The sequence below is a fragment of the Frankia sp. Hr75.2 genome, from assembly GCF_949319125.1.
GTDB classification, from domain to species: domain Bacteria; phylum Actinomycetota; class Actinomycetes; order Frankiales; family Frankiaceae; genus Parafrankia; species Parafrankia soli.
Window position 1 is genome coordinate 1 of record NZ_CASGGV010000348.1, and the last position, 23,724, is coordinate 23,724.

The 23,724-nt window shown below is 67.7% G+C and carries 22 protein-coding genes and 2 pseudogenes; 17 read left to right on the forward strand and 7 right to left on the reverse strand.

Annotated features, from left to right (window positions below; genetic code table 11):
* Nucleotides 1-299 precede the first annotated feature (299 nt).
* The 7 genes and pseudogenes from AC559T_RS34495 to AC559T_RS34525 all read left to right on the forward strand — a co-directional run.
* A pseudogene (locus tag AC559T_RS34495) lies at nt 300-548 on the forward strand (DDE-type integrase/transposase/recombinase); the annotation flags it as partial.
* A 441-nt stretch (nt 549-989) separates the two neighbouring features.
* Nucleotides 990-1,583: a TetR/AcrR family transcriptional regulator gene (locus AC559T_RS34500; RefSeq protein ID WP_498871365.1), complete on the forward strand. Its 594-nt coding sequence runs from the start codon at nt 990-992 to the stop codon at nt 1,581-1,583.
* A gap of 139 nt (nt 1,584-1,722) precedes the next feature.
* Nucleotides 1,723-2,460 carry an NADPH-dependent F420 reductase gene (locus AC559T_RS34505; RefSeq protein WP_498871366.1) on the forward strand — a complete coding sequence of 246 codons (738 nt, stop codon included), beginning with the start codon at nt 1,723-1,725 and terminating at the stop codon, nt 2,458-2,460.
* Nucleotides 2,461-2,754: 294 nt separating this feature from the next.
* A complete protein-coding gene (locus AC559T_RS34510) occupies nt 2,755-4,092 on the forward strand; it encodes an NtaA/DmoA family FMN-dependent monooxygenase (protein ID WP_498871367.1) in 1,338 nt (445 codons plus the stop codon).
* A 160-nt stretch (nt 4,093-4,252) separates the two neighbouring features.
* Complete coding sequence (locus tag AC559T_RS34515; protein ID WP_498871368.1) at nt 4,253-4,597, forward strand: flavin reductase family protein; 345 nt, start codon at nt 4,253-4,255, stop codon at nt 4,595-4,597.
* Between the two features lie 190 nt (nt 4,598-4,787).
* Nucleotides 4,788-5,892, forward strand: a pseudogene (locus AC559T_RS34520) (integrase core domain-containing protein).
* 175 nt (nt 5,893-6,067) lie between these two features.
* Nucleotides 6,068-6,802 (forward strand): 3-keto-5-aminohexanoate cleavage protein, encoded by a 735-nt coding sequence (locus tag AC559T_RS34525; protein ID WP_498871369.1) that lies wholly within the window; start codon nt 6,068-6,070, stop codon nt 6,800-6,802.
* A gap of 52 nt (nt 6,803-6,854) precedes the next feature.
* Here the strand turns inward: AC559T_RS34525 and AC559T_RS34530 are convergent, their stop codons facing one another.
* The 3 genes from AC559T_RS34530 to AC559T_RS34540 form a co-directional block, all read right to left on the reverse strand.
* Nucleotides 6,855-7,355, reverse strand: a complete 501-nt coding sequence (locus tag AC559T_RS34530) for a CoA transferase (protein ID WP_498871384.1) — start codon at nt 7,353-7,355, stop codon at nt 6,855-6,857.
* Nucleotides 7,356-7,598: 243 nt separating this feature from the next.
* Nucleotides 7,599-8,138, reverse strand: a complete 540-nt coding sequence (locus AC559T_RS34535; protein WP_498871370.1) for an SDR family NAD(P)-dependent oxidoreductase — start codon at nt 8,136-8,138, stop codon at nt 7,599-7,601.
* Nucleotides 8,122-9,189 carry a transposase gene (locus AC559T_RS34540; protein ID WP_498871371.1) on the reverse strand — a complete coding sequence of 356 codons (1,068 nt, stop codon included), beginning with the start codon at nt 9,187-9,189 and terminating at the stop codon, nt 8,122-8,124. The genes AC559T_RS34535 and AC559T_RS34540 overlap by 17 nt, the downstream gene beginning before the upstream one ends.
* 209 nt (nt 9,190-9,398) lie before the next feature.
* Here AC559T_RS34540 and AC559T_RS34545 point away from each other — a divergent pair, with 209 nt between their 5' ends.
* From AC559T_RS34545 to yaaA, 3 genes are all read left to right on the forward strand, one after another.
* Nucleotides 9,399-11,219 (forward strand): tetratricopeptide repeat protein, encoded by a 1,821-nt coding sequence (locus tag AC559T_RS34545; protein ID WP_498871372.1) that lies wholly within the window; start codon nt 9,399-9,401, stop codon nt 11,217-11,219.
* 243 nt (nt 11,220-11,462) lie between these two features.
* A complete protein-coding gene (locus AC559T_RS34550) occupies nt 11,463-12,173 on the forward strand; it encodes an IS6 family transposase (protein ID WP_498871373.1) in 711 nt (236 codons plus the stop codon).
* Between the two features lie 243 nt (nt 12,174-12,416).
* Nucleotides 12,417-13,265 (forward strand): peroxide stress protein YaaA, encoded by an 849-nt coding sequence (gene yaaA, locus AC559T_RS34555; RefSeq protein ID WP_498871374.1) that lies wholly within the window; start codon nt 12,417-12,419, stop codon nt 13,263-13,265.
* Nucleotides 13,266-13,532: 267 nt separating this feature from the next.
* On the opposite strand, the gene AC559T_RS34560 is transcribed toward yaaA, so the two are convergent.
* Nucleotides 13,533-14,801 (reverse strand): MFS transporter, encoded by a 1,269-nt coding sequence (locus tag AC559T_RS34560; RefSeq protein ID WP_248832773.1) that lies wholly within the window; start codon nt 14,799-14,801, stop codon nt 13,533-13,535.
* A gap of 590 nt (nt 14,802-15,391) precedes the next feature.
* Between AC559T_RS34560 and AC559T_RS34565 the strand changes: the two genes are divergently transcribed.
* The 6 genes from AC559T_RS34565 to AC559T_RS34590 all read left to right on the forward strand — a co-directional run bounded on the left by AC559T_RS34565 (nt 15,392) and on the right by AC559T_RS34590 (nt 19,373).
* On the forward strand, nt 15,392-15,955 hold the full coding sequence (locus AC559T_RS34565) for an NUDIX hydrolase (protein WP_498871375.1): 564 nt from the start codon (nt 15,392-15,394) through the stop codon (nt 15,953-15,955).
* A 9-nt stretch (nt 15,956-15,964) separates the two neighbouring features.
* Nucleotides 15,965-16,168 (forward strand): helix-turn-helix domain-containing protein, encoded by a 204-nt coding sequence (locus AC559T_RS34570; protein ID WP_498871385.1) that lies wholly within the window; start codon nt 15,965-15,967, stop codon nt 16,166-16,168.
* Nucleotides 16,156-16,998 (forward strand): integrase core domain-containing protein, encoded by an 843-nt coding sequence (locus AC559T_RS34575; protein ID WP_498871376.1) that lies wholly within the window; start codon nt 16,156-16,158, stop codon nt 16,996-16,998. The genes AC559T_RS34570 and AC559T_RS34575 overlap by 13 nt, the downstream gene beginning before the upstream one ends.
* Nucleotides 16,999-17,049: 51 nt before the next feature.
* Nucleotides 17,050-17,493, forward strand: a complete 444-nt coding sequence (locus tag AC559T_RS34580) for a transposase (RefSeq protein ID WP_498871377.1) — start codon at nt 17,050-17,052, stop codon at nt 17,491-17,493.
* Entirely contained in the window at nt 17,490-17,660 is a 171-nt protein-coding gene (locus tag AC559T_RS34585; RefSeq protein ID WP_498871378.1) for a hypothetical protein, read from the forward strand. The genes AC559T_RS34580 and AC559T_RS34585 overlap by 4 nt, the downstream gene beginning before the upstream one ends.
* 102 nt (nt 17,661-17,762) lie before the next feature.
* Nucleotides 17,763-19,373 carry a hypothetical protein gene (locus tag AC559T_RS34590; protein ID WP_498871379.1) on the forward strand — a complete coding sequence of 537 codons (1,611 nt, stop codon included), beginning with the start codon at nt 17,763-17,765 and terminating at the stop codon, nt 19,371-19,373.
* A gap of 112 nt (nt 19,374-19,485) precedes the next feature.
* On the opposite strand, the gene AC559T_RS34595 is transcribed toward AC559T_RS34590, so the two are convergent.
* Genes AC559T_RS34595 through AC559T_RS34605 form a run of 3 tightly spaced genes read right to left on the reverse strand, consistent with a single transcriptional unit; the run spans nt 19,486 to nt 22,430 of the window.
* Nucleotides 19,486-20,775: a S8 family peptidase gene (locus AC559T_RS34595; protein WP_498871380.1), complete on the reverse strand. Its 1,290-nt coding sequence runs from the start codon at nt 20,773-20,775 to the stop codon at nt 19,486-19,488.
* Between the two features lie 12 nt (nt 20,776-20,787).
* On the reverse strand, nt 20,788-22,200 hold the full coding sequence (locus AC559T_RS34600; protein WP_498871381.1) for a radical SAM protein: 1,413 nt from the start codon (nt 22,198-22,200) through the stop codon (nt 20,788-20,790).
* Nucleotides 22,197-22,430, reverse strand: a complete 234-nt coding sequence (locus tag AC559T_RS34605; RefSeq protein WP_498871382.1) for a hypothetical protein — start codon at nt 22,428-22,430, stop codon at nt 22,197-22,199. The genes AC559T_RS34600 and AC559T_RS34605 overlap by 4 nt, the downstream gene beginning before the upstream one ends.
* A gap of 1,025 nt (nt 22,431-23,455) precedes the next feature.
* Here AC559T_RS34605 and AC559T_RS34610 point away from each other — a divergent pair.
* The coding region (locus AC559T_RS34610; protein ID WP_498871383.1) for a tetratricopeptide repeat protein at nt 23,456-23,724 on the forward strand (269 nt) is incomplete at its 3' end.

The window sequence follows — 23,724 nt, forward strand, 5'->3', positions numbered from 1 at the left end:
TAATTCGGCGTGTCGCTCACAAAACGACCGGGTCGGCGTTCCCTGGCTGGGCACGTCGCGGGCACGCGCTCGCCCGGCCCTGCCTCATCACTGGCGTGTGCCCGGATCTGGTGTCGCGCCGTCTACCGGTCGCGGCTTAGCTGGGTTGCCGGACCGCGACGGAGTACGTACCGATGATGCGGTCGCCGGTCCGGGGGTGGGCTGGGAGTCCTCCCCACGCCCGTGGGGGTGATCCCGGCGAGAGGAGGGTCTCGCCGGGGTGGGACCAGTCCTCCTCACGTCCGTGGGGATGATTCGTTGAGCTGTTTCCCGGGGCCTGCCACGTCGACGCCGCACGGGAGAACAACCGGATCGAATCCGACCACAGCCTCCTGAAAGCCAGACTCCGGCCCATGCGCGGACTGAAACGGCTGCGCTCCGCCCAGACGATCAGCGTAGGGCATGCGTTCGTCCAGAACATCCGCCGCGGCCACTACGAACTCGGGATCGACACCGACCCGCACGCACGGCTGACAGCCGCGTTCACCGAGCTCACCCTCGCGATCTGATCACCCGCTCGGCAGCGTCAACCATGCCCTGCCTTCCCCCAATGCAACAGACCCGGCGGAGTCACGGGCTGCCTCATCGCCCTGTACGAGGACTGAGGCGGGTGCTGCGAGAGTGCTCGCCGTGATGAGGCGCTGCGCAGGACTGTCACCGTCGGGAGGCTTCGCCGCCATGGGTGGCCCGCACGCCCGGCAGGCCGGGCCGGTGGTTGCGCACGTTCGCGCACCCGGTCCCCGTCCGGCCGGGCGATCCGGTTCGGCCGGAGGGCTCCGCTCTGCCTCTGGCCGGGCGCTTCCGGCAGGTACACGCATCATGCCGTGCTCACCAGCGGGGCAGTGGCGCCCGATTTGACCGGAGGAAGCCTCCGGTTTACCGTGGAGGCAATTCGGAGATAGCCTCCGTTTTCGATCGGGTCACCGGACCGGAAGAGTGCAGGAGGGCGTATGAACGCCAGGGGGCAACAGGGGCGCAAGCCCCGCGCCGACGTCCAGCGCAATCGCGCGGCCCTCCTGGAGGCCGCCCAGCGCCACTTCCTGCGGGACGGGGTCGGCACGTCACTGGAAGCGGTCGCCAAGGAGGCGGGCGTCGGGCCGGGAACGCTGTACCGGCACTTCCCCACCCGTGAGGCCCTGCTGGCGGCCGTACTTCAGTCCCGCACCGCGGAACTGGTGACCCGCCGCGAGGACATCGCCGGCATCGACGACGCCAGCACGGCGCTGACGCAGTGGCTGCGGGCGATGGAGGACTACCTCAGCGCCTACAGCGGACTGCCGGAACCCCTCATGGCGGCGACCCGGGCGCAGGACCCGGACAATCCGCTCACCGTCCCCTGTGACGAGCTCATCGCCACGACCGACGAGTACGCGCGAGCCGCACAGCGCACAGGGTACGTACGCCCGTCGGCGACGGGCTACGACCTGTTCCTCGCGGCCTGCTCGGTCGCCTGGATCAAGGGCACCGGCGCCACCGGGGAATCGGTCGACCGGCTGCGGGCGCTCGTCGCCAACGGATACCGCGAGCCGGACGACCGCACCTAGCGGTCGGCAACTCGCTCAAGACCGGGCCGCGGGAACGCCCCGGCGCCCCACGGGATCTGGCAATGGCCCGGCAATCCCGCCACACCGTCATCACATCGCGCCGCCCGCAGGGGTGGCACAACCTTCAAAGGGGCAAATCATGAAAATTTCTGTTATCGGTGCTGGAGCCATCGGTGGAAATCTGGCCCGCAAGCTGAGCCTGGCCGGTCACGACGTCCAGGTGGCGGACGCCCGGGGCCCCGAGGCCGTTACCGCCGAGGTGCTGGAGACCGGCGCCCGCGCGGTGACCCTGGACGAGTCGGTGCAGGGCCGGGACGCGATCATCCTGGCGATCCCGTTCGGGGTGGCGGGGCAGCTGGCGGAGCTGTTCGCCACCGCCCCTGCCGAGACCGTGGTCATCGACACCTCGAACTACTACCCGCACCTCAGCGGGCGGATCGAGGAGGTGGAGGACGGCGGCAAGGTGGAGAGCGTGTACACCTCCGAGCTCCTTGGTCGGCCCGTCGTCAAGGCGTGGAACGCCGCCCTGGCCGAGACCCAGCGCACCCGGGGTGTTCCGGCGGGTACCCCGGGCCGTATCGCGATCCCGGTGGCCGGCGACTCCGAGGACGCGAAGAAGGCGGCCATGAGCCTGGTCGACGACACCGGCTTCGACCCCTACGACGCCGGCCCCCTGGCCGACTCGTGGCGCCAGCAGCCGATGGGCCCCGCCTACTGCACCGAGCTGACCCTCGACGAGCTCCCCGCCGCCCTGGCCGCGGCCGACCGCGTCAAGGACGCCGCCGTCCGCGAGAGCATGCTCGAGCGCTTCGCCGCCCTCCCGGCCAACGCCACCCTGGACGACGTCGTCGAGATGAACCGCGCCGCCCACCGCTGACACCCCGCCCATCCACAGGGCGACGCTCGCGCGGGGCCGCGGCATCGGAGACACGACGGGACGTGAACAACGCCCGCGCGTGCCCCGGTGCCGCGGCCCCGCGCGGTTGCGGCGCACGGCTGCCCGCCGGTCACACAGGCGCATCGGCCCAGAACCACCCGGAAGCACCGACCGCACCCGGCACTCTCGGCCGTCGCGTGCCGCCCCTTTTGCAATCCGGAGGCCATCTCCGTATTATCGAGAAGGTAATCGGAGGCATCCTCCGCTTCCTCTTGCCCGCTTGGAGGCGTTCCCATGACCCGCTCACAGATGCTCCTGGCCATGCAGTTCACCAGCGGCTACGGATCCGAGCCCGGGGCATGGCGGCTGCCCGGGACGAACCTGTCCAGCTACACGGACATGGACCAGTTCGTGCGCTACGCACAGGCCGCCGAGCGCGGCAAGATCCAGCTGCTGTTCATCGCGGACACCCCGGTCCTGGACGTGGACCTGGAGAACGAGCACCCGCACCACCCCATCGACCCGATCATCGTCCTCACCGCCATCGCCCGCGAGACCGAGCGGATCGGCCTGGTCGCCACCGGCTCCACCACCTTCAACGAGCCCTTCAACCTCGCCCGCCAGTACAAGGCCCTCGACGTGATCAGCCACGGCCGGGCCGGCTGGAACGCGGTCACCACCTCTCACCCGGCGGCCGCGGCGAACTTCGGCTCCCCCATCCCGCCCCGCGCGGAGAAGTACGAGCGCGCCCACGAGTTCGTCCAGATCGTGCAGGCGCTGTGGGGCAGCTGGGAGAAGGACGCCTGGGTCCTCGACGTCGAGGGCAAGCGGTTCGCTGACATGGGCAAGATCCAGCCGGTCAACCTGCAGGGCCGCCACGTCGCTTCCCGCGGGCCGCTGCCCATCCCGCCGTCCGAGCAGGGCCAGCCGGTCATCTTCCAGGCGGGCGGCGGCAGTTACGGCTTGGAGCTGGCGGGCCGGTACGCGAGCGGCGTGTACGCCAACCCGATGACGATCGACGACGGGATCGCCCAGCTGGGCGCACTGCGGGACGCCGCCAAGCAGGCCGGGCGCGACCCGGACGAGGTGAAGATGTTCGTCGGCTTCATGCCGACCATCGCCTCCTCACGGCGGGCCGCCCTGGACCGGCGGCGCTTCCTGGACGAGTCCGTCGACCTGCGCCGGCGTGTGCGCTATCTCGGCGCGATGATCGGTCTGCCGCTGAGCCACGAGCTGCTCGACGAGCCGCTGACCGCGCGCCAGTTGGCCGATGCCGTACCCAGCCCGCACGATGCCCGCTCCGCCCGCGCCCTTGAGGTGGCGCGAGAGGGCTGGACTCTGCGAGACGTCCTGGCGCACGGCGTCATCGACTACCACCCGGTCGTCGCCGGCACCGCCACCGACGTGGCCGACCACATGCAGGAATGGTTCGAGGCCGGGGCCTGCGACGGCTTCTCGCTGGCCATCGACGGTTACCACGACGGCGTCGACGCCTTCGTCGACCAGGTCGTCCCCCTCCTGCAGGAACGCGGCCTCTTCCACCACGACTACGAGGGCCCGACCCTCCGCGACCACCTCGGAGCCCGCGACCAGTACGGCCTCGACCCCCGCGTCACAGAAACGGCCCGCTGATGCCCACCACCCAGCCCACCAGCACCGTCACCCTGCAGGCGTTCCGCGACGCCATGGCCATCGTCGCCTCCCCCGTCGCCGTGGTCACCGCGATGGACGACGGCCCTCGCCCGCACGGCACCACGGTCAGCGCCTTCGCCTCCCTGTCCCTGACGCCCCGATGGTGCTGGTGTCCCTGGACAACCGCTCCCACCTGCTGGCGATCATCCGCCGCACCGGACGCCTCGGCCTCAACATCCTTGGCATCCACCAGGCTGGACTTGCCGCCACCTTCGCCCGGCCGGGCCGGGACAAGTTCGACGACGTCATCTGGTCGCCCAGCGAGAACCTGCCCCGCCTGCCCGGCTCGGCGGCATGGATCGCCGCCGAGGTCGACGAGTACGTCACCGCCGGCGACCACACCGTCCTGCTCGCCCACGTCATCACCGCGGAATCCGGCGGGGAAGGCCCGCCGCTCACCTACCACCAGCGTTCCTTCGGCACCCACAGGCCACTGGCCGCCTGACCGACGCGGTCATCCTCACAGCCCACGCCCCGCGTGCTGTGCCCGGTAACGCGGGATCGCGGTCCGAGGGGCGGACCTCACTCCCCTTCCGGGCAACGCATCCCCTCCCGCGTGGTGCACACAAGAAAATTCCGCTTCCCGACGGCCCTGTGGGGCTCCAGAACCCCGATTCGGGCGGTGACCTGCGCGGTTGCCCGCTGGGCAGGGCCTGCGTCGGGCAAGCTGGATGGTCATGGTGTGGTCGCTGCTCTACGCCCTGACACGCAACACTCTCGGACTGATGCTGCTCCGCGTGCGCGGCGACACCGCGAAAGACGTGGAGCTCCTCGTCCTGCGACATCAGGTGGCGGTGCTGCGCCGGCAGGTGAACCGCCCGGTGCTGGAACCGAAGGATCGGGTGATCCTCGCAGCCCTGTCCCGGCTGCTCCCCCGAGCCCGCTGGGATTCGTTCTTCGTCACCCCAGCCACCGTGCTGCGGTGGCACCGCGACCTCCTCGCACGCAAATGGACCTATCCACGGAAGTCGTCCGGTCGGCCGCCGGTCCGCCGGGAGATCCGCGAACTGGTCCTACGCCTCGCGCAGGAGAACCCGACCTGGGGCCACCGCCGGATCCAAGGAGAACTCCTCGGGCTGGGCTACCCGGTCGGGGTCGCTACCGTCTGGCGGATCCTGCACCGCGCCGGCGTCGATCCCGCGCCCCGCCGCCGACGCCTCCTGGCGCACGTTCCTGCGCGCCCAGGCCTCCGGCGTGCTGGCCTGCGATTTCTTCACCGTGGACACCGTGTTCCTGCAACGGATCTACGTGTTCTTCATCGTCGAACACGCCACCCGCCGAGTCCACCTCCTCGGGGTCACCAAGCATCCGACCACGGCCTGGGTCACCCAGCAGGCACGGAACCTGCTGATGGATCTTGAGGAGCGTACCCACGGGTTCCGGTTCCTCCTCCGTGACCGCGATACGAAGTTCACGGCTTCCTTCGACGCTGTCTTCACCGCAGCCGGTATCGACGTGGTATGCACACCCCCACAAGCCCCGCAGGCGAACGCGATCACGGAACGCTGGGTAGGCACCGCCCGCCGCGAATGCACCGACAGGCTGCTGATCGTCTCCGAACAGCACCTGACGTCAGTCCTCGACAGCTACGCGGAGCATTTCAACACCCACCGGCCTCACCACTCCCTCGGCCAGCACCCACCCGACTCGCCACCCGTGCCCGCCCCGCTCCCGGGGTCCACCGTCCGTCGCACACGCATCCTCGGCGGGTTGATCAACGAATATCGCAACGCCGCCTGACTACTTGCGCGGAAGATCCCGTCAACCGCAAAAGACCAGCTCACAGGCCAAATCGGGATTCTGGAGCCCCACACGCGCGACCGGGGTACTGGCCATCTCGTCTCGTGCGCGCAGAGCCGCGCTCATCCCGTCCGAAGACAGAGGGAAGTGCGATGATCAAGCGGATCGCTGCGCGATGTTGAAAGCCTGCCTCAACGGCATACGTCGGCCCGATAGCCACCCCGCTCTACCGGTCACGCCGGACCAGCTGGCGGCCGCTGCTGCGGCAGCGGGTGAGGCGGGCGCAGCTGCCGTGCACCTCCACGTCAAGGACGAGGTTGGCGCCGACACGTTCGACGGTGACCGCTTGGCAGCAGCACTCGAGGCCGTCCGCGCCGCTGTGCCGAAAATGCCCATCGGGGTCAGCACCGCTGCGTCGGCAGTATCGAACTCAGTCAACCGCGTGGACGCGATCGATTCGTGGACGCTTCTGCCCGACTTCGCCTCGGTGAATTGGCACGAGCCGGGAACCGATGCTGTCGCCGATGCCCTGCTCGCCCGCGGAGTCGGGGTGGAAGCGGGACTTTGGCACCGCAAAGCCATCCGAGCCTGGCAGGACTCTCCGCTACGCAATCAGTGCATCCGAGTCCTGATCGAGCTTGGCGACCTACCCGACAGCGCCACCACCGAAGCGCGCGCCGACCAGCTGCTCGAGGCTGCCGGCCTAAGACCGGGTGGCCGGACGCTCGAAGGCATACCCGTCTTGCTCCATGGCAAAGAAAGCAGCGCTTGGCCGGCCCTGCAATACGCCGTGGCGCGAGGTCTGGACACCAGAATCGGCTTGGAGGACACCCTCCTCCTCCCCAACGGGAACCCCGCACCCGGGAACACCGCGCTGGTCGAGGCGGCGCGAGCCCTGGGGGCGCTGTGAGGCGCGTCGAAGTGCCGTGCGCACGGCCGTCGGGGCGGAATGGCCGAGATGCTCAGCGCCAACACGGCAGACTGGAAGCACGCGGCACCAGCGCCGGCTCCGGCCACGACAGCGGGGTCGCGCTGAACTGCACGGGTGGCGCCGGGAAGTGCAGCCGACCCAGCGGGGTGTCCCCGTCGAACGATCCCGGCTCGCGCATCGTGTGCTCATCGTCGGTTCCCGCGAGCGCCGGGTCCACCAAGCCCAAGGACAGGCAGAACATCGCGTTGCGGGTGAGGTTGACGGTTACGTGCCAGCTACCGCCGACGGTGGCGCGCTTGACGAGCGCCGCGGCGTAGCCGGCGATGAAGTCGTTGATCACCTCCGTGACGGGAAGCTTCGGCTCGTCCATCGACCCTTCGGCGACCATCAGCCCGGATGCGGCCGAGCCGGTCATGTCGAAGCCGCCGCGGTCGGCCCACGGCCCGACCGAGCCGTAACAGGTGACCGACACGCTGGACAAGCCGGGGTGCCGTTCCGCGAGGCCCGCCGGATCCAGGCCCAGCTTCTCCAGTCCCGCCCGAGACGCGCGTCTGCGCGGCCATCACCGGACATGCGAACCTGCTGTGCACCGCGCTGCTGCACTGCCTCGACGACCTCGACGACCTCATCACCCGGATTACGACCGTGCGGCCGGGGGGGACGGAGGTCGAGGTGGTCGAGCACCACCTCGTCCTTGCGTCGGTGAGGTCGTGGGGGCGGATGCTGGACGACCGCGGATTCAGCGTCGGCGTGACACCGGTCGGCCTCTGGCCGGTCAGTCCACCGGGACCGGCGCGGCCCGCGGGATCGGGGTGAACTCGTACTTCCAGTACGGCAGGCCGGCATCGGTGGCCATCCAGACGTCGCCCGCCGCCCCGACCTCGAGCGCGTGGAGCACGCCATCGGCGATGTAGCTCGCCGGCGCGAACACGCGCCCGGCAATGCGGAGATCCGGTGGCGGCAGCGCGGTGTCGACGCCGCCGGGGCAGATCACCTGCAACCGGATGCCGACCCCGTCGAGCGTTGGCGCGATTGATCGCGCAAACCCGATCACGGCATGCTTCGACATGCTGTACAGCGGGTCGACGGGAAGCGCGGCCACGCCTGCTACGGACGCCGTGATGACGATGTCCGCCGGTCGCTGGTGGGGCGGGAGATGCCGCGCAGCGACGACGCCGTTGACGACGCCTCGCACGTTGATCTCACTGACCCTGCGGAAGCCCTCCGCCGTCACCCAGGCGAACGGGTCGTCGCCCTGTGGGGTGCCAGAACTCGGCCACCGGTGTTGACCTGGGGTTTTAGGCGGCTCGTTCATATTCGTTGATCAGGCCGCCGAGGACAGGCTGGCGCTTGATCCGTTCCCTGGCCAGGTCGGCGACGGGGTGGTCGGGCCGTGGTGGTTGAAGGTCGCGGCCACGGTGGGGTCGTCGTCCGTTGTAGTGCCGTACGTACTCGGCCAAGACAACGCGCAGGTGCCGCTCACCGAAGATCAGCATCCGGTCGGTGACCTCGGTCCGGACGGTTCGTACGAACCGTTCCGCGTAGGCGTTCGCCTGCGGCGTTCGGGGTGGGATCTTGATCGCGTCGATACCGGCATCGGCGAGGATCGCGTCGAATGACGCGGTGAACTGCCCGGCCCGGTCACGGACCAGGAACCGGAAGTCGGCAGCCCGGTCGCCGAGATCCATCAGAAGGTTCCGTGCTTGTTGGGTGGTCCACGATCCGTCCGGGTGGGCGGTGACCCCGAGGATGTGGACGGTGCGGGAGCCGACCTCTATGACGAAGAAGCAGTACAGACGCCGCAGCGTCACCGCGCAGTCCACGTGGAAGAAGTCCACTGCCAGCATCGTCGAGGCCTGCGTACGCAGGAACTGCCGCCATGTCGTGTCGGTCTGCCGTGTCGGCGCCGGGGGTAGCTCCAGGGTCTTCAGGACCCGGCGGATCGTGGAGGTGCTCACCCGGTGGCCGAGTTTGAGGAGCTCGCCTTGGATCCGCTGGTAGCCCCATGTCGGGTTCTCGGTCGCGAGCCGCTCGATCAGCGGGGCGATCTCCGAGCTGATCGGTGGCCGTCCGGTCCGCTGCGGGTGGGTCCATGTCCGTGTGATCAGGCGGCGGTGCCACCGCAGAACGGTGCCGGGCGTGACCAGCCGGTGTGCTCGCAGTGCCCTGGGCAGGAGTCGGATCAGTGCGGCGAGCACCGCCCGGTCCGCCCAGTCCCACCGGGGCTTCGGCTGGGTACGGCGCAGCACCGCGACCTCATGCCGCAGCACCAGCAGCTCGATGTCCTTCGACGCCGACGAACGACCGAGGAGAACCAGCCAGCCACACACCCGCACGAAGATCAGATACAGCAGGCGCACGGGCACAACTGCCCATCATGCCGCCAGCTCTGCATAGTCGCATCACCCCAGGTCACAGGCCCAAGCCGACTTCTGGCACCCCTCAGGTTCAATTCCGATCATCCATAGCGCCACATATCGGAAGCTTCATGTGAAAAAATCGCACAGTGTGTGATGGTAGCCGCGATAGGACTGACACGGCAGTCGGGCTGCCTCGCGCTGACGCAGTCGCCCTGTTGCGTTCCCACCTGCCCGACCTGGACGATACCGACGCCGACCGACTCGCCGAGACCCTTGAGGATCTCCCGCTGGCGCTGGAACAGGCGGGGGCGTGGCTGGCCTCGACCGGGATGAGTCTCGCCGACTACCTCACCGCGCTAGACATCAGGATAGGGAGGCTTCGGGGGGCACCGGAGCGGTATCCGGCGGTGGTGGCCGCGGCCTGGAACCTGGCTTTGGACATGACCGGCCCGGACGAACCGGCCGTAGTCGATCTCCTGCACCTCTGTGGGTTCTTCGGCTCGGCACCGATCCCGTTCGATCTCTTCCCCGTGCTGGCGGATATCGTCAGCCCGCCAGTCCAACCCCAACATTCCCGGCAGCACCACGGTGCATCGGCCTCGGCCGACGCGCAACCTTTGGCTGCGCTCACCGCCCTGGTCGCGACACCACCGTTATTTGGGGAGATGGTCCACCGTCTCCAAACGCTGGGCCTCGCCAAAGTCGAACCCGGTACCGGCACGCTCACGGTGCACCAGCTGGTGCAAACGGTCCTCCGAGACCACACCCCTCCCGAGTCTCGGCCCGCCGTGCACGCCACGGCCTGCCGGATGCTGGCCGCTGACCTGTCCGGGGATGTGGAGGGCAATCCCGAGGTATGGCCGCGGTGGAAACAACTTCTCCCGCATGTCCTCGCCGTGCTCGACGCACAACGTGCATCCCTCACGTCAGGGTCCGACGAAACAGGATGGCTGAGGGATCGGGCTGCGATCTACCTCGCAGAGATCGGACAGCTCAACGCGGCCATCGACCTGTTCGAGCAGACGCTGGATGACCGGCTGCGAGTACTCGGCCCCGACCATCCGAACACCTTGATCGCCCGCAACAACCTCGCCCACAACTATGCGACGGTAGGTCGGTTGGACGAGGCCATCCGTATGCAGGAGCGGACCTTGACCGACATGGTGGGGGCCCTCGGCCCCGACCACCCGAACACCTTGTTCGTTCGCGAAAACCTCGCCCGGGCTTACGAGCAGGCGGGCCGCCTGGACGAGGCCGTCCACCTGTACGAACAGACCCTCACCGACCGGCTACGGATCCACGGCCCTGACCACCCGCACACCATGGTCTCCCGCAACAACCTCGCGCTCGCCTATGACACGGCGGGCCGCCTGGACGAGGCCATCCACCTGCACGAACAGACCCTCACCGACCGGCTACGGATCCACGGCCCTGACCACCCCGAAACCCTGACCTCCCGAGGCAATCTCGCCCGCTCCTATGAGGCAGCGGGCCGGCTGGATGAGGCCGTCCGCCTGCACGAACGGACCCTGACCGACCGGCTACGGATTCTCGGGCCCGACCACCCGCATACCTTGATCTCCCGCAACAACCTCGCCAGTGCGTACCAGATCGCGGGCCGCCTGGACGAGGCCATCCACCTACTCGAACAGACCCTCACCGACCATCTGCGAATCCTCGGGCCCGATCACCCTGCCACCTTGACCTCCCGCAACAACCTCGCCCGCACCTACAAAACGGCAGGCCAGCTGGAAGAAGCCATCCGCCTATATGAACAGACCCTGACCGACATCGTGGAGGTGCTTGGCCCCGACCACCCGGACACCCTGCTTGTCTGCAACAACCTCGCCACCGCCTATGAGGCAGCAGGCCGGCCGGACGAGGCCGTCCGCCTGTACGAACAGACCCTGACTCGCAGTCTGCGGGCTCTCAGCCCCGACCATCCCCTTGTGGCCATGGTCAGAGGAAATCTTGCTGGCACCATGAAACGCCGCGGCTCATCGGGAAGCATCTCGGGCGGTGACCCTAACGACTGAAGGAAACCCAGATTGAGCGCATCAACCCAGGCCCCCGTCCACCGAACAGCTCGCGGCTTGACATCTGACCTCCTGGGATGTCTTTCGGGGCTGACGCCCCTGTGTTGTCAAGTGGCCGCAGTGGCCGGTGGGCTGGTGCGCGGGATGGCGTTGTAGATCTCGCGGGCGACGTATCGTTTCAGAGGCACTGTTGCATCGGCGAAGTCCGTCATCACGCGGCTGCCGATCAGTCATGATCGAACGATGCGTCGACGTCGTGTCCGTCCACCGGCTCCGACATCGGAGTTCGCCGGGTTCCGGTTCCCGCCTGAGGTGATCGTGCTGGCGGTCCGCTGGTACCTACGGTTCACGCTGTCGTACCGGGACGTCGAGGAGCTGCTCGCCGAACGCGGCATCGACGTTGATTACGTAACTGTGTACCGGTGGGTCCAACGCTTCACGCCCTTGCTGCTCGACGCCGCGCGGCCCTGCCGGCACCGTCCTGGTGACAGGTGGTTCGTCGACGAGACGTACATCAAGGTCGCCGGGCGGTGGACGTACCTGTACAGGGCGGTTGACCAGCACGGGCAGGTCATCGACATCCTCGCCAGCGAACGACGCGACCAGGCCGCCGGCCGCCGGTTCTTCACCGGAGCCCTGGCGCATGGCCGGCGGCCGGTCGAGGTCACCACGGACAAGGCCCCCGTCTACCCACGGATCCTCGATGAACTGCTGCCCGAGGCCTGCCACGTCGACGCCGCGCGGGAAAACAACCGGATCGAAGCTGATCATGGCCGGTTGAAAGCCCGGCTCAGGCCGATGCGCGGGCTGAAACGCCTGCGCTCTGCCCAGACGATCAGCGCAGGGCACGCCTTCGTCCAGAACATCCTCCGCGGCCACTACGAACTCGGGACCGACACCGACCCGCACGCACGGCTCACAGCCGCGTTTACCGAGCTCACCCTCACGATCTGATCACCCGCTCGACAGGGTCAACCATGCCCTGCCATCCCCCAATGCAACAGACCCCGCTGTGGTACCGACTGATCTTCGACGTCGGACCGCTCGACCACAGGTGGGCCGACGAAACAGCCACGGCGATCACGGCGATCACGCGGCGGACGCCCGGGCGCCCGCCGGACTGATCAACCTCGAGGCCACCGTAGCTTGGCAGCACAGAACGTCGGGATGCCAAGATCGTGAAATGAGGTCGGGTAGGTGCGGATCCTGCTGCCGCCGAGCGAGGGGAAGGCCGAGGGCGGCGACGGGCCGTCGCTGTGGACGGCCGGGTTCGGCGACGGCCCGCTCGCGGAAGCCCGCGCCGAGGTCGCGCGGGCGGTCGCGGCGTTCTGCCGGGTCGACCCGCACGCGGCCGTCGTCGCGCTGCGGCTGCCGGCCTCGCGCGCGCAGGCCGACCTGGCCGCCAACACCGCGATGCTGGACGCACCAACGATGCCAGCGCTCGACCGGTTCGTGGGCGTGCTCTACCAGGCGCTGGCTCCGGCGACGCTGCCACCCGCCGCGCGAGCCGCGGCCGGCCACACCCTGTTCGTCTCCAACGGGGCGTTCGGCCTCCTCCGCGCGGCCGAGTCGGTACCCGACCACCGGGTCGCCATGGCGGCGGCGATCCCCGGCCTCGGTGGCCGTACCGCACCGACCGTGCTCGCGGCCTTCTGGCGCGCCCGCCTCGCGCCAGCCCTGCCCGACCTGCTCGCCTGCGCCCCGGACGCCGTCGGCGAGCACCTCATCGTGGACCTCCGCTCGTCGGACTACGCGACCGTGCCATCCCTTTCCGGACCTCTCCGCGCCAACGCCCTGCCCGTGCGTGCCCTGACCGAGAAACTCGTCGACGGGCGCTGGGTCCGCCGTCCACTCAGCTACCAGGCGAAGCAGACCAAGGGCCTGCTGACCCGCGCACTCCTGCTCGCCGAAGCCACCAGCCGCCTGGTGAAGACCATCGACGACGTGGCCGAGGTGGCAGAGTCCGCCGGCCTCGTCGCCGAGCCGCGCGGCACCGCGACCGCGCCCACCCTCGACGTCATCACCCGCTGGAACCCGACCGCCTGAACCTCCGGGGCAGCCAGCAGAAACCATCGTGGCCAGGACCAGTGCCGCGACCTGCGCGCGGTCCCAGGCCTGGAGCGAGATACCCCACTGCCGGTACACGGCGGTGTTGCGTCGGGCGGTCTCCGCCAACGCGAAGCCCACGGTCGCGTGGCTGAGCACCAGAAGGATGCCGGCTCGGGCTGACAGCACGTCGACGAGCTGGCGCGACCGGCTCGTTAGATCGGCATCGTTAGCCCCGTAGCCGGCGACGGCGACCATCCATCTCGATCAGGAGCGCGCCCAAGGGGCAGGCCACCTGCGCCCAGGGCGGGCCTGTCGTACGTCCGGGAGGATCGTGCCGAGGGCTGCGGCCTCTCTCGCCGGTGTCCGGTACGGCAGCAGCGCGGCGCTGGCCGCGCAGGCGAGTCCTGCGATGAGCAGCGTGGTCCTGACTCCGGTGAGCGCGGCGAGCCCGCCACCGGCGACGATGAACAGCGGCTGGATGGTCTTGGCGCTGATCCCCCAGGCAGTCCGTACCCGGGCCATGTAGGCGTCGGCGGTGACCTCCATCCGGTAGGTCGCGAACACCGGGTTGAACACTCCCGCGCAGGTCAGCAGGGCCGTGTCCGCCAGCATGATGATCGCGAGTCCGGCCAGGCCGTGGGGCGCGAGCGGGTACAGCAGCAGCCAGGGAGCGCGCGCCGCACCGGCGGCGAGCAGGACACGCCGCTGCCCGTACCTGCGCGTCAGAGCGGGCGCGAGCCGTGATCCGGCGATTCCACCAAGGCACGGTAGGCCCAGGGACAGTCCGTAGGCTGCCGCGGGCAGGTGGAGGTCGTCGAGGATGAGGACCGCGAGCAGCGGAAGGGTCATGATGACCGGGCCGCCGAACAGCATCGCGTTGAGGAACAGTGGCCGCAATCCGGGGTGGGCGAAGATGTAGCGCCATCCCGGTCGGATGCCGGAGTCGGCGGAGCGCTCGGGCGGCGGCGGTTCAGCTGCGCGGATGCGCCGCACGCCTACGGCGGAGCCGAGGTAGGACGCTGCGTCGATGGCCATCGTGGCGGTGGCCCCGAGGCCGCCGATCAGCAGCCCGCCCACCGGTGGACCCGCCGTACTCGCTGTCCAGTCGGCGGTCTCGAACCAGCTGTTCGTCGCCAGACGTCCCGCCGGGTCCGTCATCGCTTTCAGATGCGCCCCGCTGGCGGCGGCAAACGCGATTGACGCGGTCGTGGAGATCGCCCCGACCGCGACCAGCTGCGGGTAGGTGAGCACATGCAGTGCGGCGGCAGCTGGCACGCTGGCGAGCGCGGCGCACCGCACCAGATCCGCCGCGATCATCACGGGTCGTTTGCGTCGGTGTTCGATGCCGGCGCCCAGTGGCAGCAGAACCGCCGCGGCGGTGAGCCCGGCCAGGCCGGACAGCAACGACACCTCGAACGCGGAGGCGTGCAGGACAAGGACGGCGACGATCGGCAGCGCCCCCGACCCGACGCCGGTCCCAGCCGCACTCACGGCGTACGCGAGGAGCAGGCTGCGGCGATCTTGGTCGCGCACCCGGCGCACTGTACCGCTCGTACGGCGATGGATGTGGGACGGATCGACCACGCGGCACCTCACGAACCGGTGGAGAGAATGCGACAAATAAAGATAGTCGGATTATTCACTACGCTAGATACACGATGGCAATATGGCATGATTCCTGACTTATTTGAGCGGGTTCTGAATATCAGCTGATCTTTTCTTAGGGCTACTGGCTCACTCTGACCGGACTCGCCAACTTCGCCGTCACGCAATCCTCCTACCTGCACACCGCCAACGAATGGAGCCTCGGCACCCTCAGCGCACGCGCCCAGCCGTTCACCACCAGCGCCAGGCATCCACTCACCGCCCAACCCACCTAGCCGAAACAATCAAGGGCTGGCTGCACCACAGCTGAACAGCTCCCTGCAAAGATCTGGTCGGAGACCTGCCCCTTGCCGCTTCCCGGCGTGGCACATACGCACCGCCGAGTCCCCGAGTGTAGGATGCGGGCTTCCTGGTACACCATGCACTATGTACGGAGCTGGTTGTGTCGCATCTCGTCGCTCACGTTCAAGCAGGAGGTCCCGGAAGGCTGATCTTGCGAGCCGACGCGGAGGCAGCTCGTGGCGATCAGTGATTCAGATATATCGAGTGCTCTTTCCGCTTACATCGAGTGTTACCCGGATGATGCCACGCTGCTGGCTGAGCCGCTGCTACTACTTTCTCAAGGACGGGATTTCGCCTCACGGCGAACCTTTCCAATGCACGTAACTGCCGGTGCGCTTCTGGTCCGTAGTGACAGCTGCGGTGACACCGAGATCCTGCTGGTCGAGCACCGCGCGTACGGGATCATGTTGCAGCCTGGCGGCCACCTGGAACCGACCGATACCACACTCATCGGCGCGGCAATGCGCGAGTTGACGGAGGAGACCGGTGTTGACCTCGACATGGTCTTCCCCGCGTCGCAGAGCCCCGTCTACATCGAGTACGGCCAGGTCCCGGCACGACCGAAAAAGGACGAGCCGGATCACTACCACCTCGACATCGGGTACGCCTTCACCACGGCGCATGCGGACGTGGGGCGCATCCAGGAGTCCGAGGTGCACGGTGCCGCATGGCATCCGCTCGCCGTAGCCGAGCGGCTTGTCGGCCACCGCATCGCGCGAGCGGTCAGCGCACCGGTCTAGATCGGTTGACTGCGCCGCGATGCCGGTCTGACCGCGATCGAGCGGGCTGCCCGTGCCGGGTGGGAGCGTACGAGGATCTCGAAGATCGAGCACGCCACCCGGCCCCCGTCAGCGGCGGACGTCCGCACATGGTGCGAGATCTGCGGCGCCGAGGGCGAGACTGCGGGTCTGCTCGCGTCCCTGCACCCGGCGGAGGGGATGTGGGTCGAGTAGCCTGGCACCGCCAGCTGGTCCGCCGCCGCTGGACCAGGCCACACCGCCCACCCGGCCGGCCCTCCACCTCAGCGGAGATCCGCCAGCTGATCCTCCGCCTCGCCAAGGAAAACCCCCGCTGGGGCTACCGCCGCATCCACGGCGAACTGATCCGACTCGGCTATCAGGTCGGGGCGAGCACCGTCTGGACGATCCTGCGCTCCGCCCGGGTCGATCCCGCACCTCGATGCTCCGGCTTCACCTGGCGGCAGTTCCTGCACGCCCAAGCCCACGGCATCCTCGCCTGCGACTTCTTCACCGTCGACACCGTCCTGCTGAGCAAGCTGTACGTCCTGTTCGTCATCGAGCTGGATTCCCGCCGGGTGCACCTCGCCGGGGTCACCCGCCACCCCACCGGCGACTGGGTCACCCAGCAAGCCCGCAATCTGCTCATGACCACAGGCGAGCGGGCTGCACGGTTCCGTTTCCTCATCCGCGACCGCGATACGAAATTCACCGCCGCCTTCGACACCGTCTTCACCACCGACAACATCGATATCGTGCGAACGCCCGCACGGACGCCGGTCGCGAACGCTTTCGCGGAACGGTGGGTCGGCACCGTCCGCCGCGAGTGCCTCGACCACCTCCTCATCCTCGGCGAACGACACCTCACCGCCGTACTCACCGACTACGTCGATCACTACAACCAGCACCGCCCCCACCGATCACTCCAGCAACAGGCACCGCTCAGCACCAGCACCAGCACCAACCCACCGCCCGAACCCGGCACCTCGGTCGTCCGACATGATCGGCTCGGCGGGCTCATCCACGAATACCAGCAGGCCGCATGACCCGACCCCATTTTCCGGCACCCACAGGCCAGCGCGGACCTGCGCCTTCCCGTGCTGAAGCCCCTCGCCGACGGCGCCTACCTCTCCGTGGTGATCGACCCGGAGATCCGCGGGAAGGCCCGGGAGAAACTGCTCGCCGCCGCGGCCGAGGGCCGGGTGCTGGACCGGGCGAAGGCCCGCTACGTCCGGGTGGTCGAGTACGACGTCCCCGACCGGGAGGGCAACGGTGGGCGCGAACTGTTCGCGCTGCTGACCAACATCCTCGCCCCCGAGCAGGCCCCGGCGGCCGCGCTCGCCGGGCTCTACCAGTGGCGCTGGGAGCACGAGGAATGCTTCCAGCAGGCGAAGCAGACCTGCGGGCTGGACGACTACCAGGTCCGTTCCTGGCGGGCCTGGTACGCCCACATCACCTTGTCGATGCTGGCCTACGCCGCCCTGGCCGCGGCTCGCGCTGACCAGGTAAAAGGGGACCTCTGCCCACCGGCATGGGCATGATCGGACTGACCCTACCCGAGATCCGCAGACTGATCGCCACCCTGCTCCACCGGCTACATCCCGCCGACTTCGTCTGGGCCTGGTCGGACTGGCGCCGGCGCCGCCAGCACCAGGCCCGACGCTGCCACTACAAACGACGCGGGCACAGCCAAGTGCCGTTGCAGTAACAGTGAGGCTTCGCCTCGGACCGCCGAGCAGGGTGGTTGGGTTGGTGCTCCTGGTGCTGGTGGGAGCATCCTGACGACCGTAGCCGTGCCAGGAGGCCGGTGATGGGTGCGCATACGGTGACGGTCAGCGAGGTACTCGACGGACACGTGGCGCTGGACATCCAGTGCCTGGACCGGATCTATCTCAACGCCTATGTGCCGATACTCCAGACATCAGGGCAGGTGGTGGCGTTCCTGTCCAGCCATCTGGGATATCCGTTTCCGTCGCCGGCGCTGTTCAACCAGATCGGGCAACGGTTCCGGCGGGCGGTGAACTCCTACGCCGAGGCCAACGGTATCCCGTGGGTGCGTTTCGGTAAGGACGACGTGGGCGGCAAGTTGGAGGTGATGCGTCCGTACCTGGACCGCCAGGCCGCCACCGGCCGCTCCGGCATCGCCGCGATCGGGCAGGCCCAGGAGTTCCAGCGGGTCTGGACCGCCTACGAACACCACACGACCAGCGGAGCCGTCCAGTGGCGGTTCACCAAAGCCGACCGGCGGGTCAGCGTCTACTACTTCTACCTGTGGGACACCGACTTCGGACCGGCGTTCGTCAAGGTCTGCACCTACTTCCCCTACCCGGCCAAGATCTGGCTGAACGGGCACGAATGGGCGAAAAGGCAGGCGGCCCAGGCCGGGATCGGCTTCCGTGAACTGTCCAACGGGTTCGCCGCCACCAACGACCCGCGCGCCTTGCAGGACATCTGCGACCGGCTCGGACCAGGCACGATCAACGTGTTCGTCCAACGCTGGCTCGCCCGGCTGCCGCTGCCGTTCACCAGCATCGACCGGGACGCCGGCTACTGGTGGGAGACCTCGATGCGCCAGATCGAGATCTCGCGCACCCTCGTGTTCGACGCGCCCCGCCACGCCCGCGGCTTCTTCGAGGCCCTGGTCGCGGACAACCTCGACCTCGGCCGGCCACACAACGTCGAAATCATCTTCAACCGGCTCATCCGCCGCGACACCCGCGGCGTCTTCCGGACCGCGATCGACCGCCGCGACAACGGCGGTGTCATGGTCAACCTGTTCTACAAGCACTCCCGGATCAAGCAGTACCTTAAAGACGGCCGGGCCATGCGGATCGAAACCGTCATCAACGCCCCCCGCGACCTGGGATGCAACGCCCGCCTGCGCAACCTCGACGACCTTCAGACCAAAGCCCGCGCAGCCAACCACCGGATCCTGGACGCCGAACGTGCCGGCCAGGGCTGCGTCCTCGCGAGTCCAGCCTTTGAGCGGATCGCACACCCCACCATCGACACCGACGGACGGCGGACCCCGGCCCTACGGTTCGGTGACCCTCGGGTCATGGCCCTGACCGGTGCCCTCTGCCAGACACTGCTCGCCGCAACCGGCTTCACCAACAAGAACCTGCGTGTCCTGATCGCCGGGCTGCTCGGCAGCAACTACCGCCCCGGACAGATGACCTACGACCTACGCCGGCTACGCCTGGCCGGCCTCATCCGACGCCTGCCGCACAGCAACCGCTACACCCTCACCGGCGAGGGCATCCGCATCGCGGTCTTCTACACCAAGATCTACAACCGGCTCCTCGTCCCGCTCACCGCCGACCAACCCCAGGCCCCACCCGAACTCCGCCACGCACTGCGCACCCTCGACCACCACGTCGACAACTACATCGATCACGCCCGTCTCGCACCCGCAGCCTGAAACGTGACACAAACCTGAAGACCCTAGCGACCAAAGATCGCTAGGCCAGCCATGGTCCCGGCGGTGATTGGCAGAGGGACGAGCAACGCGATCAAGGGCTGGCTTGCGGTGTTCACCCAGTCGCGGCGGCGATCGCATCCAGCAGGTGGTCCAGGTCCACGCGGCCACCACCGGAACGGCTATCGGTGCCGGATGGCGGCAGGTCCGCGAGGCTGGCCAGCACCAGGTCCGCGGCGGCGCGGGGGCGCGCACTCGGGTCATGTGCGCGCAGAGCGGAGAGCACCAGCGCGAGCAGGCCGGCGATATGCGGCGTCGCCATCGAGGTGCCCGGCGAGGAGAAGTACTTGCCCTCCGGTATGGACGAGACGATGGCCACACCTGGCGCCACCAGCGCCGGCACCATCCGCGGTGGTACATCCGCGAAGATCGACGGTCGCGTGCTGCCGTCCGTCTGCCTCACCTTCACCCGGCTCCAGTCCACCTCTTCGCCGCCGCTGTCATCCCAGATGGCGCCGGTCTGGTCGTGAGCGCCGACGGCGATCAGGATGCCGGCCGCCGGATCGCTTGGCGCGGTCAGGTAGTTGGCTGGCGAGCGGGACTTGGGTACGCCTGCCACCGTGAACTCGTTGCCCACCGCCACAACCACCACCACGCCGGCGTCGAGCAGCGCCTCGATCGCCGCCGCCCACTCCTCGTGTAGCCCCGGCCAGCCCAGCGAAAGCGAGACCACGTCGCACGCCTGCTCCATAAACCAAGACAGCCCCGCGCCGATGCCCGCCACTGAGCCTTCGTTGGCTTGCTCCAGCACGCGCGTCACCGCCAGCTCCGCTGAAGGCGCCATGCCGCGCGCCTTGCCCTCGGTTGGCTGGCCGACAAGTACGCCGGCGCAGTGCGTGCCGTGCCAGTGGGAGAAGGTCGGCGCCGCCTCCCTGTCCGCCAGCAGCGAGCCGTCCGCCCTCCGCTGCAACTGCTTCTGCGCTTCCTTATTAAAGTGGGCAAACGCAACCAGCCGTCCCTCGGCCGTCAGCGACGCAAACGCCGGGTGCGAACTGTCCATGCCGCTATCGGCGATGCCGATGCGCACCCCTTGCCCGCGGAACCCCCGCGCCCAGAAGCGGGCCGCGTCCAGCCCCTCTGGGCCAATCCCCCAGTTGTCGTCGTTCTCGACGGCCCCCGCCCCGAAGGCGAAGGGCGGGTCCAGCGGGAACTCGATCGTCACATTGTCAAAGACATCGCCGATCAGTGGCTGGTTGGGCGCATCCGCCAACTCGTTCGGGACGAGCAGCGTGTTCGGTGCGACCAGCGTGCCGAAGCCGGTGATCGGCGGAATCACATCCGGCTTGAGCTGCACCAGCCGGTTCGACCCCGGCAGCACGCGGAAGGGACGCTGTTCCTCCGGCACATCTACTCCTCTCTACTCTTCGGGGGCGGTAGGCTGCAGATCCGGCAGTCGGATAATCTGGCCGATCGTTTCCACCGCGGTGTTGATCTGGAACTTGATAGCTTCACACGGCGACTTCTTGGAGTCCATGAAGACACGGGGGTGGGAGCATCCGCCCATGCACAGTGGCAGCACCGGGCAGGCGGTGCAGGACGGATAGACGAACGGCGACATCGTCCGCCACTTTTCCGCGATCGCCGTTTCCGTCATGTCTGAGTCCACCTGGCGGACGTTGCCCATCGCCTCAGCCGCGACACCGACGCTGTCCCAGCAGCGGCTGATATCGCCGGCCGGGTCGATCACGAACATTGTTCCCATGGTGGCGCCGCAGAAGTGCTTCTTTGGCGTCAGCCGCGAGACGAGTTCCTGGGGGGAGTCCGGCAGCATTCGGAACATGCTTTGCTCAAAGCGAGCGTACTCCGGCCGCGTCATCACCTCCGGATTCTCTTTGACAGGCGCTCGCGGCTTGGTGCTACTCACGACGTATAGCGGCAGGGTCTTCACCGTAGGCTTGGAGCGCTGGCCGTCCGGACCGGTGACGCAGCCCGCCTCGCCGTCCAGGTCGTCGGTGCGAGCGAGGTGGGCGAGTTGGTCCAGCTTGTGCTCGCGCAGAACCTCCAGGATGCGCGGCACGTCCTCGGCGTTGGCGCGATGGACGTTGATGCGCAGGCTGAGGTCGAGATGCCGCGCGGCGTGGATCACGTTTCGCAGGATCACGGATGGCTCGCCATTGGGATCGAGCACGCCGCGGCTCTCGCGACCCTCGTCCACCAGCGCGTCAAAGGAGATCTGCGCAAAGGTGATGCCGACATCCATCAGCCGTTTCACCATCCCATGGTCGAGCAGTGTGCCATTCGTGACGATGCCCATCGGCTCGAGCGTGCCGCCGACCTTCTCGATCACCTGTCGCAGCCGGACGGAGAGGTCCACGACGATGTCAGCGGCGAGTAGCGGCTCGCCGCCATACCAGGTGCAGTTGACCGCCTTCCAGCCCTCCGCAACCCTCGCACGCACGTAGCGCACCGTGGCGTCCTGCGTTTCGGAGGACATCACACGGTCTGTGCGGTACTCGTTCTGGTAGCAGTAGGTGCACGCCTTGTTGCAGGCGAGTGTCGGCGCGATCGTGAGGCCGATGGCGTCGCCACTCGCCTGGCCGCTCTGATAGACGGAGATCACCTGCTGCAGCTCGTCGCCGTAATGAAGGAAGCCCATCTCCAGCAGGTCCGACGTGTCGACCGTCTCCACCACCGGTTCGCGCGACTGTAGCGCGTCACCGACGGCGGCGGAGAGGCGAGCAAAGCTGCCAGTACGTGCGTTGTAGCCGACCCAGCTGTCACCCCGGCGCACGAACGAGTTATAGCGTGACCTCTGCAACTCACCGCTCATTGGACAGCAAACCGGATGACGCACGCGCCGCTGCAGGTGCCTTTCCCCCCACAGCCCGCTTTCGCCCCGCAGGGGGCGGCGCCGGTGATCTCCTCGGCCGGGACTGCTTCGATCTTGTTGATCGTGTAGTCATCCTCGGGCACGTCCTGCCCGTTCTCAATGGGCGCGATCAGCAGCGTCTCCGCGCCGAGCTTGACGATGCGTGCCACACCGGGCTTAGGGTCGGCCATTGCGGTCTCCTCCCAACTCACTGTACGTGAAATTCCAGATGGAACTACGATATCGAGTGCTGGGCAGGCCATGGTGCATACGAGCACTTCGGCACCCTACCGGCTGATACCTGTACTGCGGATTCCTCACCCTCGCCGCAGCCCTGATCTCCTTCGCGCGACTCGCCACGTGAGAACACCCTAAGATCTGAGCACTCGATCGACCGCGCTTGCAGCATGATTCTTGAGTGGGTGGAGCAAGATGGCAACTTCGCCGTTGCGGTCGACCTGCAATGAACACTTGATGAAACAGTGCCCTCAGCGGCTATCACGACCAATTTCAAGATGTGCTGCGCCTAGAAGGATCGCATTTATCGGCGATATGCTGAACGTTCGGACAACTGCCCGCTCTCACCGCTTTGCCGACAGCACTGCCGACGCCAAGGTCGACTGTCGCGGCCGCATGGCAGCGGGAACCTTTGCGCCATACAGTGGGTCCATGGTCGGGTGAATATAGTGATCAATAGTCAAGAACAGATCTGTGCACTGTAGCCGACGGACTAGTCCGCGGCTTGCTGGACTAGGTCGACAGGAATTTTGACTCATCGGATGTGATTTCAGTGCCCGCCGAAATTGAGCCACGAACCGACAAGTCGTGTAGTGGTTCCGTGTCGCTGCCGATCAACGAGGCATTCCTTCCCCATACAACGGTGACAATGTTCTCTCCCCCCTTCCATGCCGCCGAGGGTCGAACGGTATCCATTAATCTCACGGCCGAGATGGCTGATCCGCAGTCGAACCCGGCGCTTGGCACCGTCGGGGTGAGCGTGCATCAGTGCTGCGACCTGCTAGATGAGGTACAAATGGCACAAATGATTGGACACATCGGCCCCCCAGGTGCTCCAGAAGTCATTACGAGGGCCGTAACACTGCGGGACGAGTGTACGCTAACCACCCACGAGGGTAGCGACTGCGTATATTATCTACGACTTAGGATCTCCAGTTCTACCGAACAGGTTCGATTGTCTTATTCCGTTTCATGAGCAATGAATGTTGCCGTCCAAGATTATTGCCCGATTCAGCCGCGCTCGCGGTCGCGGGCCCTTGTCGCCCTGGACGAAAACACCCTCACCCGCCGCCTGATCCTCGGCGATGACCACCCCGACACCCTGACCTCGGCGTCGAACCTCGCCCTCCGGCTGGCCGCCCTCGGCGACCTGACCGCTGCCCGGGCCCCGGACGAGGACACCCTCACCCGCCGCCGCCGGATTTTTGGCGATGACCATGTCCAGCGTCAAGTTTCTGGCTCAGATTT